A 15,423-nucleotide genomic window follows, 5' to 3' on the forward strand; every position below is an offset into this window, starting at 1 on the left:
CGGCGGACAAAACGAACGGGCGGCCGGCCCCTACGGAGGCTCACCGCCGGGCGCAGGCCCGCGAGACGGGCGAGCACCAGGGCGACGCCCACTGCCGCGCCCGCCGAGATGAGGCCCCCGGCGAGGAAGCCGATGCGGGGGCCGAAGGAGTCGGTGATCCAGCCCATGATGGGCCCGCCGATGGGGGTGCCGCCGACGAAGACCATCATGAACAGGCTCATCACCCGGCCCCGCATCGCCGGGTCGGAGGCCAGCTGGACGCTGGAGTTCGCCGTGACGTTGAACGTCAGGCCCGCCAGCCCGATCGGCGCCATGAGCGCGGCGAACAGCCAGTACGAGGGCGAGAGGGCGGCGAAGATCTCCAGTACGCCGAAGACCAGCGCGGCGCCGACCATCAGCCGCATCCGCGATTGGCCGCGGCGTGCCGCCAGCAGTGCCCCGGCCACGGAACCGACGGCCATCAGGAAGTTGAGGGTGCCGTAGGTGCCGGCGCCCGCGTGGAAGACGTCACTGGTGAACGCCGTGAGCCAGATGGGGAAGTTGAAGCCGAAGGTGCCGATGAAGCCGACCAGCACGATCGGCCACAGCAGTTCGGGGTGTTCGCGCACATAGCGCAGTCCCTCGCGCAGCTGGCCCTTGCCCCGTTCCACCCGCTTGCTGGTGTGCAGTTCGGAGGGGCGCATCAGCAGCAGGCCGATGAGGGGCGCGCCGAAGGACAGGCCGTTGATCAGGAACGCCCAGCCGCCGCCGACCGCGGAGATCAGCACGCCGGCGACGGCCGGGCCGACCAGCCGGGCGCTCTGGAAGTTCGCGGAGTTGAGCGAGACGGCGTTGCGTATCTGACCCGGGCCGACCATCTCGGAGACAAAGGTCTGCCGGGTCGGGTTGTCGACGACGGTGGCCAGGCCGAGAGCGAAGGCGAGCGCGTAGACGTGCGCGACCTGCACGTTTCCGCTCAGGGTGAGCGCGGCGAGCACCAGGCCGATGACGCCCATGGTCGACTGGGTGACGAAGAGCAGCTTGCGCTTGGAGCAGCGGTCGGCGATGACGCCGCCGTAGAGCCCGAACAGCAGCATGGGGAGGAACTGGAGGGCCGTGGTGATGCCGACGGCGGTGGAGGAGCCGGTGAGGCTGTGCACCAGCCAGTCCTGGGCGATGCGCTGCATCCAGGTGCCGGTGTTGGAGACGACCTGGCCCATCGCGAAGAGGCGGTAGTTGCGGATCCTCAGGGAGCTGAACATCGAGGGCTTCGCGGTGGTGGTCGCGCGGGGCCCGGCGCCCTGGTCGTGCGGTTCGTTGTCGTCGGCTGCGGATGGTGCGGGTGCGGAGTCTGCTCCGTGGCCCGTACTCAAAGCGGCGTCGCCTCCTGTTCTGGGTCGTGCTCCTTACAGATGTGCCAGCTTCTCCAGCACCGGCGCGGCGGCACGCAGCGTCGCCCGGTCGTCCTCGTCGAGTTCCTGGACCAGCTCGGTCAGCCAGGCGTTCCGCTTGGCACGGGCTGCGGCCAGCATGGATTCGGCCTGTTCGGTCTGGGTGACCACCTTCTGCCGGCGGTCCTCGGGGTGTGCGTCCAGCCGGACCAGCCCCTTGGCCTCCAGCATGGCGACGATGCGCGTCATCGACGGCGGCTGCACATGCTCCTTGCGGGCCAGCTCGCTGGGGGTGGCGGAGCCGCAGCGGGCGAGGGTGCCGAGCACGGACATCTCCGTGGGGCTCAGCGACTCGTCGACGCGCTGGTGCTTCAGCCGCCGGGAGAGGCGCATCACCGCGGCACGGATCGCGTTGACGGCTTCCTTGTCGAGCTCGGCGAGGTCCGGTTCCTGGTCGTCTCCGCCGGTCGCGGCGACCTCGTCGACCTGTTCGAGGCGGTCGAGTCCGGCGAGCTGGTCGAGCGCACCCGGTGGAGGCCCGTCCGCGAAGCGCGGAGCGGGGAGCTGTTCCGACATAGTCCTTAGCCTATCTCATTACCCGGCCTAAGGAAAACGAGGTTTACAGCGCAGGGGCTCACACGTACGAGTGAGACGGAACACATTCGCCGGACAGCGGCCGGGGTGGGTTCGCGACCGTTGTCGTATGAACAGCCTGACTCCGCCGTGCGACGACGACCATCGTGAGCAGCCCGAGTCGCAGGTGCTCAGCCTGCGTATAGAGGCCGCCCTCTTCGAGCGGCTGAACGGCCATGCCGCAAAACGCGGAATGAGCGTCCAGGACTATGTGGTCCGGACGCTCGTTCGCGACGACTTCGACGAACGCTTCAAGGCGTCCGTCGAGCGGACCGAGCGGTTCTACGGCCACTCGGCCCGCAGCGCGGGGGGCCTCGCCTGAGGCCCGGCCTCATCCGACGCCGAACGCCTGCTCGATCGGATCCAGCAGGAAGTAGACGAGGAAGCACAGCCCGACCGCGTTCAGCAGCCAGGGAATCTCCCGCGCCCGGCCGACCGCGATCCGCAGCACGATGAAGGCGATCACGCCCAGGCCGATGCCGTTGGTGATGCTGTAGGTGAACGGCATCGAGATGATGGTGAGGAAGGCCGGGATGGCGACGGTGGAGTCGCCCCAGTCGATGTCCCGCACGTTCGACGCCATGATCAGGAAGCCGACGATCAGCAGCGCGGGGGTCGCCGCCTGCGAGGGCACGACCTTCGCGAGGGGGGTGAAGACCAGCGCGAGCAGGAAGAGCCCGCCGGTCAGCACATTGGCCAGACCGGTGCGGGCGCCCTCGCCGACACCGGCGGTGGATTCCACGAAGCAGGTGTTGGCCGAGCAGGAGCCGGCACCGCCGGCTGCCACCCCGACACCGTCCATGAACAGGATGCGGCCCATCCGCGGCAGCTGACCGTGCGCCCGGTCGTCGGCGAGCCCGCTCTCCTCACCGACGCCGATGATGGTGCCCATCGCGTCGAAGAAGCCCGACAGCAGCACCGTGAAGACGAACAGGCAGCCGGTCAGCCACCCCACCTCCTGGAAGCCGCCGAACAGGCTGATCTCGCCGATCAGCCCGAAGTCCGGGCTGCCCACCACCGAGTCCGGCAGCTCGGGCACCGACAGCCCCCAGGCCGCGTCGGGGATCTCGGCCACGGCGTTGATCACGATGGCGACGACGGCCATCACCACGATGCCGATGAGGATGGCGCCCCGGGTCCTGCGCACCAGCAGCACGTACATCAGGACCAGCCCGAGCACGAACACCAGTACGGGCCAGCCCTGGAGCTTGCCGTCCACGCCCAGCCCGAGCGGAACGCTGGTGTGCGCCTTGTCCGGGTTGCGGGTGACGAAGCCGGAGTCGACCAGACCGATCAGCGAGATGAACAGCCCGATACCGATGGCGATGGAGCGCCGCAGCCCGTTGGGGATGGCGTCCATCACCTTCTGCCGCAGACCGGAGGCGACCAGGATCATCAGCACGATCCCCGCGAGCACCACCATGCCCATGGCGTCGGGCCAGCTCATCTTGGGCGCGAGCTGCAGCGCGACGACGGCGTTGATGCCCAGGCCCGCGGCGAGCGCGATGGGCACATTGCCGATGACGCCCATCAGCAGGGTGGTGAGCCCCGCCATCAGCGCGGTCGCCGTCACCAGCTGACCGTTGTCGAGGTGCTGGTGGTACTTGTCCTCGCCCGCCCCGAGGATGATCGGGTTCAGCACGATGATGTACGCCATCGCGAAGAAGGTGGCGAGTCCGCCGCGCATCTCACGGCCCACGGTCGAGCCGCGCTCCGAGATCTGGAAGAAGCGGTCCAGTGCGGACGGGGAAGCGGGCGGGGTCCCCTGCGGGGCTCCCTCGGAATCGACCGGGCTGGCCGAAGCGGACATGCGTGACCTCGGATACTGCTTCGTGCTGAGACGTTGCGGACTCAGGGCGGTTGCTGGACGGCGCTGGAGACGACCGGCTCGGTTTGTACTATCAGACGAAAAAAACCGGCCACATCCAGACCGGTTCAGTATGAACAAACGAACGGGTTGATCGCCAACTCCGCCCCGCGCAGCCTGCCGCCGCCTCGCTAGGCTGGGAGCCGGGGAACAGGCGAAAGACGAGGGAGCCGCGGCGATGAGCCTCATGGACAGATGGACCAACGGCGAGCGCGAGGCACCCGAGCCGCTGGAGGGCAACGTCGTCGCCACCACCGTGACCGGCACGCTGATCTGGCTGGTCCTCTTCCTGGTCCAGCTGCCCTTCTACAGCTGGTTCGCCGACAACGGCCACACCTGGTGGCTGTGGACCTGCGCCGTCGGCGCCGCCCTGGGCTGCGTGGGCATCTGGTACGTGAAGGCCAGGGACAAGGCGATCAAGCGAGCGCAGGAGGACTGAACGAGGCGCGGCGGGATCGGCCGAGCTGCGCCCGCACCCGGCGCGCACCCCCGACGAGGGCACCGGCCGCCACGTACCGTCGGAACATGACACAGCCCCGCGGCGGCCTCACCAGCGCCGAGGTATCCGAACGCATCGGGCGCGGCGAGGTCAACGACGTTCCGCCGCGCAACAGCCGGTCCGCTGCCGACATCGTGCGGGCCAACGTCTTCACCCGGTTCAACGCGATCATCGGCGCGCTGTTTCTGATCATTCTGGTCGTCGGACCGATCCAGGACGGCCTCTTCGGATTCGTGATCATCGCCAACACCGGCATCGGCATCGTCCAGGAGCTGCGCGCGAAGCGGACCCTGGACAATCTGGCCGTCATCGGCGAGGCCCGGCCCAGGGTGCGGCGGGACGGCCGCAGCACCGAGATCCCCACCACCGGCATCGTCCTCGGCGATCTGGTGGAGCTTCGGCCCGGCGACAAGTGCGTCGTCGACGGCGAGGTCGTCGAGGCCGACGGCCTGGAGGTGGACGAGTCGCTGCTGACCGGCGAGGCCGAACCGGTCCTCAAGCGCCCCGGCGACCAGCTGATGTCCGGCAGCTTCGTGGTCGCCGGCAGCGGCGCCTTCACCGCGACCAAGGTGGGCCGCGAGGCCTACGCGGCCCAGCTCGCGGAGGAGGCCAGCCGGTTCGCCCTCGTCCACTCGGAGCTGCGCGGCGGCATCAGCCAACTGCTGAAGTACATCACCTGGATGATGGTCCCGGCCGCGATCGGTCTGATCCTCAGCCAGCTCGTGGTCGAGAACAACGACGCCGACGAAGCGGTGCGCCGCATGGTGGCGGGCATCGTGCCGATGGTGCCGGAGGGTCTGGTGCTGCTGACCTCGGTGGCCTTCGCCATCGGCGTCATCCGGCTGGGCCGCAAGGACTGCCTCGTCCAGGAGCTGCCCGCCATCGAGGGCCTGGCCCGGGTGGACGTCGTCTGCCTGGACAAGACCGGCACCCTGACCGAAGGCGGCATGGACGTCACCGAGGTGCGGCCGCTCGACGGGGCCCACGAGGCACGTATCGCCCAGGTGCTGCGCGCCTTCGGCACCGCCGAACCGAACCCGAACGCCAGCCTCCAGGCGATCATCGAGGCCTACCCGCCGATGCCGGACGGCGCCGGCAGCTGGCGGACCACCGGGACCCTGCCGTTCTCCTCGGCCCGCAAATACAGCGGTGCCGCCTTCGCCGAACCGGACGGGGCGCGCAGCGCCTGGCTGCTGGGGGCGCCCGACGTGCTGCTCGCGGAGGGCGATCCGGTGCTCGCCGACGTGGAACGGCTGGACCGGGAGGGGCTGCGGGTGCTGCTGCTCGCGCGGGCGGCCGGCCCGCTCGACGGCCCTGACGGGCCCGGTCCGGACCAGGACGGCGCCGCCCGTGACGCACGGCCCGCGGCGCTGGTCGTCCTCGAACAGCGGTTGCGCCCGGACGCCGCCGAGACGCTCGGCTACTTCGCCGAGCAGAACGTCCGCGCCAAGGTGATCTCCGGCGACAACGCCGTCTCCGTGGGGGCCGTCGCCGCGAAACTGGGTCTGCCGGGCGCCGGACACCCCGTCGACGCCCGCGAGTTGCCGGCGGCCGAGGAGGAGCGGGCCCGGCAGGTGGCCGACGGGACGGTCTTCGGCCGCGTCACCCCGCAGCAGAAGCGGGAGATGGTGGGCGCCCTCCAGTCGTCAGGGCACACCGTGGCGATGACCGGCGACGGCGTCAACGACGTGCTCGCGCTCAAGGACGCCGACATCGGCGTGTGCATGGGGTCGGGCTCCGAGGCGACCAAGGCCGTGGCGCAGATCGTGCTGCTCAACAACAGCTTCGCGACGCTGCCGTCGGTCGTCGGCGAGGGCCGCCGCGTCATCGGCAACATCGAGCGGGTCGCCACCTTGTTCCTCACCAAGACCGTGTACTCGGTGCTGCTGGCGCTGCTGGTCGTGTGCTGGCAGGTGCCCTATCCGTTCCTGCCCCGCCATCTGACCCTGCTCTCCTCGCTCACCATCGGCATCCCGGCCTTCTTCCTCGCCCTCGCGCCCAACCGGGAGCGCGCCAAGCCGCACTTCGTACGGCGCGTGCTGCACTACGCCGTACCGTGCGGGCTCATCGCGGGCGCGGCCACCTTCGGTACCTATCTGCTGGCCCGGCGCCACTACAGCGGACCCGGCTCGCTGACCGCCGAGACCAGCGCGGCGACGCTCACCCTGTTTCTGATCGCCATGTGGGTGCTGGCCATCGTGGCACGGCCCTACACCTGGTGGCGTGTGGGGCTGGTGCTGACGATGGGGCTGGGGTTCCTCGTGGTGCTGGCCACGCCGCCGCTCCAGCACTTCTTCGCGCTGAAGCTGGCCGGTGCGGTGCTGCCGTGGACAGCGGTGGGGGTGGCCGCCGTGGCGGGCGTCCTGCTGGAGGTGGTCTGGCGGCGGGCGGCCCGACGGCTCTCCCCGTCGTCGTCGTAGCCTTCCGGCCCACCCGCCGCGCCGGCGGCCCTCCGGCCGGCTCTACGGCGCGCTGTCCGCCAGCTGGGTACGCCCCTGGGCGCGGGCGCAGTGCGCGCAGCAGTAGTAGTGGCCCTCCGACTCCATGCCGTGCCCCAGGATGCGGCAGCCGCAGTTCTCGCACACGGGCGCCATCTTGTGGGCCGCACACTCCAGGCAGTCGAAGACGTGCACCTGCCCCGCGGAGCGGACCTCGAAGGTGTGGGGGTAGTCGTTGTCGCAGACCTCGCAGACGGGCATGGACTCTCCTTGGATCACATGGAAACGGGTGGAAGCGGATGCCGAGCCGGTACTGGTCCGGTGCCGAGCGTGCACATCGTTACCCCGCGAGCCCCGGCCCCGACCCGGCCTCAGCCACCCGGGCGCACCCGTTGGAGGGGTGGCGCGGCGAAATTCGGGCCCGTAATTCTGAAAATTATCTCCGGGACAATTGAACTGAACCAGCGGAAAGAAAAGCCGAGTTGAAAATCTACGCGCGATGCGGCAAGAATTCGCGGCACCGAATCCGCGGTTCCCCCCACGAGGAGAATTCAAATGTCCCGTTCCCGTACGGCGGCGTTCGCCGCCGTGTCCCTCTCGGTCGCGCTGGCGGTCGGCGGCTGCGGCTCGGACGACCAGGACGACGGGGGCGGCGACGCCTCGGCCGCCGCGTCGGCCCCCGAGGCCGAGCTCTCGCACAAGGTGCCGATGGCCAAGGTGAGCGAGATGGCCGGCGCCCAGGGAATGTGGACGACCGGCAGCCATTTCGTGAAGGCCGATCTGAAAAAGATCGTCGGCTATCCGCTCGACGGAGGAAAGCCCGCCTGGACGGTGCCGCTGAGCGGGGAGATCTGCTGGTCCTCCCCCGAACCCACCGAGGACGGTCTGATAGCCGTCGTCTACGAGAACGACAAGAAGGATCCCTCCGTCTGCACCGAGGTCGGCCTCGTGGACCTGAAGCAGGGCAGACTGCGCTGGCACCGGCAGGCGCTGGAGGACGGGTCCGCCGCGATGTTCGACGAGGTGACCATCGGCGGCGGCACGGTCGCCGCGGGCGGCACCAGCGGCAGCGCGGGCTGGACCGTGGGCGGCCGTCAGCTGTGGGGCCCCTCCTCGGACACCCGCTGCCCGGCAGACGGCTACGCCGGAAGCGGCGACAAGCTCATCGCCGTACGCGACTGCGGTACGACGGACAACCCCAGGCTCAAGGTGCAGACGGTCGACCCCCGCACCCGCGCCGCCGACTCCACCTTCTCGCTGCCCGCCGGGACCGAGAACGTGCACGTCGTCTCCGCCGACCCGCTGGTGCTCGCCGCCGACGACGGCAAGGCGCAGGGCGGCTCCGGAGTCTCCGAGTTCCTGTCCGTGGACGACAGCACGGCACGCGGCCGGCTGCTCGCCACGATCCCCACGACGGGCGGCAAGTACGGCAAGTACGACGTGGACTGCCCGGCGACCGAGATCACCGACTGCAAGCAGGTCGCGGTCGGCAAGGAAGCCGGTGCGCTGTACCTGGGCACGGAGAAGCCGGTGAAGGCCGGCTCCGAGGCGAAGAACGACGTCGTCGCACTCGATCTGCGGACCGGCAAGCGCAAGGCCCACGTCGAGGGCTCAAACGTGGGCGCGATGACCCCGATCGGGCTCGACAAGAAGGGCAACGTGCTGGCCTACCAGAAGGCCAACACCTACCGCGAAGAGGGCGGCGCGGTGTGGCGGCTGGACGCCCGCACCCTGAAGAAGACTCCGCTGCTGCGCAACAACGGCTCCGACTACAAGATCGAGACCTCCTTCGAGATCGGCGACTCCCGTGCGCTGTACGCGGCAGGCCGGCTGTATCTGGGCGCCGACGACGTGAGCGAGCCCTCCTCGACCGGGCTGCCGACGCCGCTGGCGGCGGTCTACAGCACGAAGGGCTGACCGCCGCCCGGCCCCGGGCCGGGACCCGAGAGTCCGGCGGATCCGACGACGGCCGGGGCCCGGGCGTGGGGTCTCAGTCGAACCAGCGGGCGGCGGCCAGCTCCGCCGCCCGCGCGGGGTCCTCCAGCAGCGCCGTGACCTCGAAGCGGCGGGGCCAGGCCCCGGCCGACCAGGCCAGGGCCGAGGCCAGCCCTTCCAGGGTGGCGGCGTGCAGGGTGCCGTCCGGGGTGCGGCGCCAGTCGAGGTCGACGCCGCCGATCCGCAGCTCCTCGTGCTCCCGGTAGCGGTCCGGGGCGCCCGGCAGCAGTTCCCGCACCACGGCGGGCACCTCCCGCTCGGTGCCCGCCGACTCGGGCACCAGATGGGCGACCTCCTCGCCGGCGCACCGCACCTCCAGCAGTGCCGCCAGCTCACCGGCGTCCTGCGGAGCCACCGGCAGCAGCGGCCGGTCCCCCACCAGGGGGAGGGCGTCGGGGGCGTCCGCGACCAGCGCCTCGGCGGCGTCCACCACCTGCGTCGTCCCGTCCCGGACCGCGCGCAGTTCGTCGGGCAGCGTGAGTTCGGCCGGGTCGAGTCCGGCGGTGGCAAGCAGGGTGTAGAGCCCGTGCAGCTGCGCGGGGTGGACGGGGAGCGCCGGGTCGGCCAGCCGGCGCAGCAGCTCGGCCGGGCCGCCCGGCTCCGCGAGCAGCGCGGCGGCGGTCGTACGGACGCCGAGCGCGCGCAGCACTCCCTCGTCGGTGACATCGCCCGGGTCGGCCTCCTCGTACAGCCCGCGCAGCAGCGGATCTCCCCCGGAAGAGCGCAGGCCGGCCGGACGGCGGCCGTCGAGGACCGGGTGGCCGCGCAGCCACCAGGCGCTGTACGGGCGTACGTCGGTGACGGTGCCGTCGCCCAGCCGCACCCGTACCGGCGCGGTCAGCGCGTCCCGCAGCGGCGGGCGCGCCAGCAGCGCCAGCGCCTCGGGCCAGTGCGCGTCGTCCACCAGGTCCAGGTCGCGTACGGCGACGAACTCCACCGCGACGGGCGGCACGGAGCCCTCGTCGCCGTCGGCCGCCAACTGGTCGAGCACGTCCTCGCACCACACGTCCACGGCGTCCAGCAGCCCCGGGTCGTCCGGCTCGGGGTAGTCCCCCTCGCGGGGCTCGAAGCCGTCCGGGTCGAGCACCACGTCCTCGGCACGCACCAGGGCGAAGTCCGCCTGGACGCCGACGGCCGTCAGCGGCTGCTCGCCCCAGCGTTCGGCCAGCTGCGCGTCGCAGGTGGCCAGTTCGTCCTCGCGCAGCACGCGGGCGAACGGGGAGTCCGGGTAGACGAGTTCGGCGGCGGGCGCCGGCTCGCCGTCCTCGTCGGGCAGCGCCAGGGCGCCCAGCCACGGCTCGTCGCCGGGCGCGAGGTGTGCGTCACGGACCAGACCGAGGACGGTCTCGGCCAGTTCGTCGGGGTCGAGCCCGCCGCCCTCGGCGCCGTCCAGGCCGTCGTCCCACGCCTCCTCGGCGTCCAGCGAGGCGGCGACCGCCGCGCGTACCTGCGGGGTCGTCAGCACGGCGCGCGGGGTGGCGGGGGTGGCACCCAGCTTCTCCAGCAGCGGGTGCACGGCGTCCGGGTGAGCGGCCTTCAGCCCGAGCCGGGCCATCCTCTCGGGCGGCACGGCGCCGTCCGGGAGCGGCAGCAGCACATGCCGGGGCCCGACCGCCGTCCGGCCGTCGGCGAGCGGCACCGGCAGCCCGGTCAGCCGCTCGGGGTCCACACCCGCGAGGGAGTCGTACAGCCGCCACCACCAGCCCGGCTCCCGCTCGACGCCGGTGAGCCGGTCGACGGCCTCGCCCAGCGGAACGCGGGGCACCTCCAGCACCCGCAGCTCGGTGCGCCGCTCCAGCCCGGCGGGCAGCAGGCTGGGGAAGAGTTCGGACAGTACGGCGACGGTCGCGGCACCCGCGCCCTCGATGATCTCGGCGTCCCGGGGGCGCAGGGCGTACGGCTGCTCGGTGTCGTCCTCGGCCGCCCTTACGGTGGCCGCGCTCGCCAGGAACGGGACGTCCGGGAGCCGCTCCAGCACCAGCGCGCGCAGCTCGCCGTCGAGTTCACCCGCCCCCAGCGGCCCCGGCACCAGATCGACGGTGCTGGTGGCCACGGGCCGCCAGTCGCGCAGCAGCGCGGCGTAGGCGTCGGCGGCACGGTGCAGCAGAAACCGGGTCAGCGGCCCCGGGGCCACATGGCGCCGGGTGGGCTCCAGCGGGAAGGAGGCCAGCAGCAGCGCGGGGAAGCCCAGCGGCTCGTCGGTCGGGGTCGGCGCGTGCAGACACGCGGCAGTACGCGGCTTGGCGGGGGCGCCCTCCTCGTCGACCGGCACCGCCCAGGTCACCGACCAGGTGGGCCGGGCCCGCTCCTCGACCGGCCGGTCGGCGAGCAGTTCCGGGTCGGCGACACCGCTGTCGCCCGCCAGCCGCCACCGGGTGGTGCCCGCCGCGGAGTCCCGGATGAGGACGTAGCCGTCCTCCTCGTGCCGGGTGAGGGTGCGGGCCGGGCCGTCCCCGGTGTCGATGACGACCTCGGCCAGGCCGGGCAGCGCCAGCAGCAGCGCGTCGTCCACCGCCGCCAGCAGCCGCCGCGTCAGCGAGTGCGCCGCCTCGTCGCGCAGCGGGAGCAGCACGGCGGTGTCGTACCCCGAGGGCACGGCCGACTCCTCGTACGGGGCCGGGAACGGCAGCCGCAGCAGCGGTACGTGCCCCTCGCGGTGGTCGAGCTCCTGGGCGAGCTGAGGATTGGCGGCAGCGGCCTGCCGCGTCAGTTCCCTGGCCTCGGCCAGCGACCAGCGCACGCCGTCGCCCGCCTGCCCCGCCGTCCCCGTGCGGGTGACCACAGCGGGTTCGTCGGTGACGGCGAGGACCGCGGAGAAGCCGACGCCGAACCGGCCCACCGCGCCCTGGTCGGGCTCGGTGCGCTTGGCGGAGGCGCGCAGCGTGGACAGCGACTCGACGCCCGCGGCGTCCAGCGGCTCCCCGGTGTTGGCGGCGGTCAGCCTCCCGTCGTCGAGGCCGAGCCGGAGCCGGCCAGGCACACCGGCGCGGGCCGCGGCGTCCGAGGCGTTCTGGGCGAGCTCCACCACCAGACGGTCGCGGTAGCCGCCCAGCGCCAGATCCTGCTCGGCGTTGGCGTCCTCGCGGAACCGGGCGCTGGACGCCGTCCAGGCGTCCAGCACGCTTTGCCGCAATCGCTCGGTCCCGAACGTGTCCCTCACGGCGTCGGCCTCCTCGGCATGTGCATCCCATCCCCTTGAGCCGTCCCCCTGCGGCGAAAGGGAAGGTTACGGCACACACCGCCGTAGCCCTGTGGGCCGTCTGTCGGCTGCGGCTGTCGTCGTGGCCGTGGGGCTACCTCCCGGCCGGAGGCTGGGGGAGCAGTTCCCCGCGCCCCTGCACGGGGCGCGGCCGTTTCCGCGAAACCCTCAGTCGCCGAAGGGGTCGGCGACCGTCTCATCGATGACGGGCGGCGGGGGCTGCGGAGCACGCGGCATGACGGCGGCCTCCGAGTGGCCGCCGCAGCCGAAGGCGAGGGAGACGACGTGCCCGTCGGCGGGGCTGTACTCGTTGGCGCACACCCCGAACGCCTGCCGCAGCGAACCCGCCAGCGGCACCAGGAAGCCGCAGCTCATACAGCTGGCCGGGGCCGACTGGGCCATCGGCGTCTTGGAGCCGTGCGACTCCTCCCAACGGTCGGCGGCCGCGTGCAGCCCGTACCGGGAGAGCACCCGTGGCCGACCCATGCCCAGTTCCTCGGCGACCGCACCGACGGCGGCACGGGAGGGGCCCCGCGCCTCGGGCTGCTCCTCGGCGACCGGCGAGTCGGGCGGCGGCGCGTCCGCACCCGTGTAGCCGGGCTCCAGCCGCAGGTCGTCCGCTTCGGTCGGGAGCAGGTCGCCGGGGCCCAGGTCACCGGGGCGCAGCCGCTCGCTCCAGGGCACCCACTCGGGGGCCAGCAGCGCGTCGGGGCCCGGGACCAGCACGGACTCGTCGACGGTGACGTTCTTGGCACGGGAGGCCCGCGCGACGGTCACCGCCCAGCGCCAGCCCCGGTATCCGGGCTCCTGCGCCTCGAAGTAGTGGGTGACCACCCGGTCCGCATCGGCGTCGGCCACCGCCTCCAGCCACGCGCCGACGGTGCCGGGCGCCGCCGCTTCCTCGGCGGCGGCCCGGGCCAGCTCCACGGCCTCGGCACACAGCCGGTCGGGGGCGCGCCGACTCCGCGCGCCACGGCTCGTACTCCGCGTCGCGGCACTCATGCAGCACTCACAAGAATCGTCTCTCCTACGCCGTCGCGCCGTTGTCGGCGTGCGCTGCCCGTACGGCCACGAGTGGAGGGGCGGGGTCGGGGACGGAGCGGGACCGGGTGGCCGCTACGACGTCCGCGCCCGCGCTCAAAGGCCATACGGTGCGCACCGTTCACCCACGCTACCCCACAGGGTCACCCGAGGAATCCGCAGCCAGCCGTCCCCGCCCGCGCGGGTGGGGGGACGGGGACGGCGGCAGGACGGTCGAAGGAAGGTGGAAGAGGGGAACTGAACGGCATGTTTCGGGGCACACTGACGGCGTGCCTGTCGACAAGCCCGGCAACCGCAGGACGCGCGGCAAACTCAGCGGCGTGGGACGCGCCGCCGGTGTGCTGCGCCGCCCGCCTGCCGCGCTGGGGCGCCACATCCGGCGGGCCACCCACGCGGAGGGTGCGGGCGAGTCCGGGCTCGGCAAACTGATCGAACTGCACGCCGTCAACTCGGCGGGCGACATGCTCATCACGGTGGCGCTGGCCTCCACCGTGTTCTTCTCCGTGCCCACCGGCGAGGCGCGTGGCCGCGTCGCGCTGTACCTGGCCGTGACGATGGCGCCGTTCGTGCTCCTCGCGCCGGTGATCGGTCCGCTGCTGGACCGCGTCCCGCACGGGCGGCGCGCCGCGATGGCCGCCGCGATGACGGCCCGCGCGGTGCTCGCGCTGACCATGGCGGGCGCCGTGGCGACAGGCGGCCTGGAGCTCTACCCGGCGGCACTGGGCGTGCTGGTCTCCTCCAAGGCGTACGGAGTCGTCCGGTCCGCCGTGGTGCCGCGGCTGCTGCCGCCCCGGATCTCCCTGGTCAAGGCCAACTCCCGGGTCACCCTCGCCGGGCTGCTGGCCACCGGTGCCGCCGCCCCCGCCGGGGCGGGTCTGCATCTGCTGGGCGAACAGTGGCCGCTGTACGGAGCGGTCGCGGTCTTCCTCCTCGGGACGTTCCTGTCCTTCTCCCTGGACCACAAGGTCGACTCCGCCAAGGGTGAGCGTCCGGCGCGGCTGGCCCCGCTGGCGCCGGTGATGCCCGTACCGCCCCCTTCGTCGTCCGAGGGCCCCAGGGCGTCGGAGGCGTCTTCGGCTCCTTCGGCATCCCCGGCGCCTTCGGACTCCTCGGCGCCGCCTGAGTCGGAGTCCACGGCGCGGGGCGGGCAGGAAGGCCCGCGGAACGGAAAGCAGCCGGGCCCCCGTCCCGGGTTGCGTACCGTCGGCGTCTCCGTACTCAGCGCGCTGTTCGCGAACTCCGCGCTGCGTGCCCTCTCCGGCTTCCTCACCTTCTTCCTCGCCTTCCTGCTGCGCGAGCACCCCCTCGACGGGCTGGGGGCCGCCGTCTCGCTGGGGTTGGCCGGTATCGCGGCGGGCGGCGGCAACGCGCTGGGCACCGCCATCGGCGCCTGGCTGCGGGCCCGCGGGCCGGAGGTGATCATCACCTGTGTGCTGTTCTGCGCGCTCGGCGCGACGATCGCCGCCGCCGCGCTGTACGGCATCGTCACCGTCACCCTCGTCGCCGCCACCGCCGGAATCGTGCAGGCGCTCGGCAAGCTGTCGCTGGACGCGCTCATCCAGCGCGACGTGCCCGAGGCGGTCCGCACCTCGGCCTTCGCCCGTTCCGAGACGCTGATGCAGATGTCCTGGGTGGTCGGTGGCGCGCTCGCCATGGCCCTGCCGCTGATCGGATGGCTGGGGATGGCGGTCGCGGCCTGTGTGGTGGCCGCCGGGGTGCTCACCTCCGTCCGCGGACTGCTGGGCGCGGCCCGCCGCGGCACGCCCAACCCCCGCGTCGCCTGATGCCCGCGGCACGCCGCACCCCCGCGTCGTACAGCGGTGCGGGCCCGATAGCCTGCCCGCATGAGCAAGCTCGCGCGGCAGGGCCGCATGTCGTCACAGTCGCGGCGGGGCGTGCGCGCCGCCACCGCCCTCGGTGCCGTCTCGCTCGGCCTCGTCGCCCTCTCGGCGTGTGAGCAGCCGAGCCCGATGGTGACCGCGACGGTCGGTGCGGACTCGGTCTCCACCGAAGCTGCCTGCTACAACGACGGGAAGGCCATCCCGCAGGACGAGGTGCGCAAGTGCCTCGCCAAGAAGGCCGAGAAGTCGATCTCCGTCGACACGAGCGAGGAGCTGCGGCTCGGCGTCGACCCGAAGACGGCCGAGGACGGGTGGCTCGTCCTCGTCGACGGCAAGCGCGCGACCCCCGAGCCGCTGAAGAAGACCTACTTCTCCTTCTCGGGTGAGGCCTTCTTCCAGGAGCAGTCGGCCTCCGGTCAGCCCGCGGCACCGAAGAAGAGCGCCCAGGTGACCCTCGTGCAGGTCTCCGACGGCGAGTTCAACGGCATCTGGCACGTCAATCTGAAGAACGCCGCGAGCGAGTAGTCCCGTCGTTCCCCG

General features: G+C 72.3%; 12 protein-coding genes. 6 read left to right on the top strand and 6 right to left on the bottom strand.

What is annotated here, in order from left to right:
* Together JW613_RS34320 and JW613_RS34325 are read right to left on the bottom strand one after the other, a co-directional pair.
* The coding region (locus JW613_RS34320) for an MFS transporter (protein ID WP_209215038.1) at positions 1-1,352 on the bottom strand (1,352 nt) is incomplete at its 3' end.
* A gap of 33 nt (positions 1,353-1,385) precedes the next feature.
* On the bottom strand, positions 1,386-1,763 hold the full coding sequence (locus JW613_RS34325) for a MarR family winged helix-turn-helix transcriptional regulator (RefSeq protein ID WP_099886587.1): 378 nt from the start codon (positions 1,761-1,763) through the stop codon (positions 1,386-1,388).
* A gap of 310 nt (positions 1,764-2,073) precedes the next feature.
* Here JW613_RS34325 and JW613_RS34330 point away from each other — a divergent pair, with 310 nt between their 5' ends.
* A complete protein-coding gene (locus tag JW613_RS34330; protein WP_209215039.1) occupies positions 2,074-2,325 on the top strand; it encodes a hypothetical protein in 252 nt (83 codons plus the stop codon).
* A gap of 9 nt (positions 2,326-2,334) precedes the next feature.
* On the opposite strand, the gene JW613_RS34335 is transcribed toward JW613_RS34330, so the two are convergent.
* The gene (locus tag JW613_RS34335) at positions 2,335-3,813 is read right to left on the bottom strand and encodes an NCS2 family permease (RefSeq protein WP_209215040.1); all 1,479 of its coding nucleotides are present in this window, start codon (positions 3,811-3,813) and stop codon (positions 2,335-2,337) included.
* A gap of 235 nt (positions 3,814-4,048) precedes the next feature.
* Here JW613_RS34335 and JW613_RS34340 point away from each other — a divergent pair, with 235 nt between their 5' ends.
* Both JW613_RS34340 and JW613_RS34345 read left to right on the top strand, forming a co-directional pair.
* Positions 4,049-4,309: a DUF2530 domain-containing protein gene (locus JW613_RS34340; protein ID WP_099882178.1), complete on the top strand. Its 261-nt coding sequence runs from the start codon at positions 4,049-4,051 to the stop codon at positions 4,307-4,309.
* Positions 4,310-4,395: 86 nt separating this feature from the next.
* Positions 4,396-6,789 (top strand): HAD-IC family P-type ATPase, encoded by a 2,394-nt coding sequence (locus JW613_RS34345; RefSeq protein WP_209215041.1) that lies wholly within the window; start codon positions 4,396-4,398, stop codon positions 6,787-6,789.
* A 42-nt stretch (positions 6,790-6,831) separates the two neighbouring features.
* On the opposite strand, the gene JW613_RS34350 is transcribed toward JW613_RS34345, so the two are convergent.
* The gene (locus tag JW613_RS34350; RefSeq protein ID WP_099882180.1) at positions 6,832-7,068 is read right to left on the bottom strand and encodes a metallothionein; all 237 of its coding nucleotides are present in this window, start codon (positions 7,066-7,068) and stop codon (positions 6,832-6,834) included.
* 294 nt (positions 7,069-7,362) lie between these two features.
* Between JW613_RS34350 and JW613_RS34355 the strand changes: the two genes are divergently transcribed.
* Positions 7,363-8,724, top strand: coding sequence for a hypothetical protein (locus tag JW613_RS34355; protein ID WP_209215042.1), 1,362 nt, complete (start codon positions 7,363-7,365; stop codon positions 8,722-8,724).
* A gap of 73 nt (positions 8,725-8,797) precedes the next feature.
* Here JW613_RS34355 and JW613_RS34360 read toward each other — a convergent pair whose 3' ends face one another.
* Both JW613_RS34360 and JW613_RS34365 read right to left on the bottom strand, forming a co-directional pair.
* Entirely contained in the window at positions 8,798-11,962 is a 3,165-nt protein-coding gene (locus tag JW613_RS34360; protein ID WP_209215043.1) for a sacsin N-terminal ATP-binding-like domain-containing protein, read from the bottom strand.
* 207 nt (positions 11,963-12,169) lie between these two features.
* The gene (locus JW613_RS34365) at positions 12,170-13,003 is read right to left on the bottom strand and encodes a DUF3027 domain-containing protein (RefSeq protein WP_209215044.1); all 834 of its coding nucleotides are present in this window, start codon (positions 13,001-13,003) and stop codon (positions 12,170-12,172) included.
* A 308-nt stretch (positions 13,004-13,311) separates the two neighbouring features.
* Here JW613_RS34365 and JW613_RS34370 point away from each other — a divergent pair, with 308 nt between their 5' ends.
* Both JW613_RS34370 and JW613_RS34375 read left to right on the top strand, forming a co-directional pair.
* Positions 13,312-14,826: an MFS transporter gene (locus tag JW613_RS34370; protein WP_209215046.1), complete on the top strand. Its 1,515-nt coding sequence runs from the start codon at positions 13,312-13,314 to the stop codon at positions 14,824-14,826.
* A gap of 60 nt (positions 14,827-14,886) precedes the next feature.
* The gene (locus JW613_RS34375) at positions 14,887-15,408 is read left to right on the top strand and encodes a DUF2771 domain-containing protein (protein WP_245226862.1); all 522 of its coding nucleotides are present in this window, start codon (positions 14,887-14,889) and stop codon (positions 15,406-15,408) included.
* The last annotated feature ends 15 nt before the right edge of the window (positions 15,409-15,423 follow it).

Source organism: Streptomyces smyrnaeus (assembly GCF_017676345.1).
In the GTDB taxonomy this organism is placed as follows: Bacteria; Actinomycetota; Actinomycetes; order Streptomycetales; family Streptomycetaceae; genus Streptomyces; species Streptomyces smyrnaeus.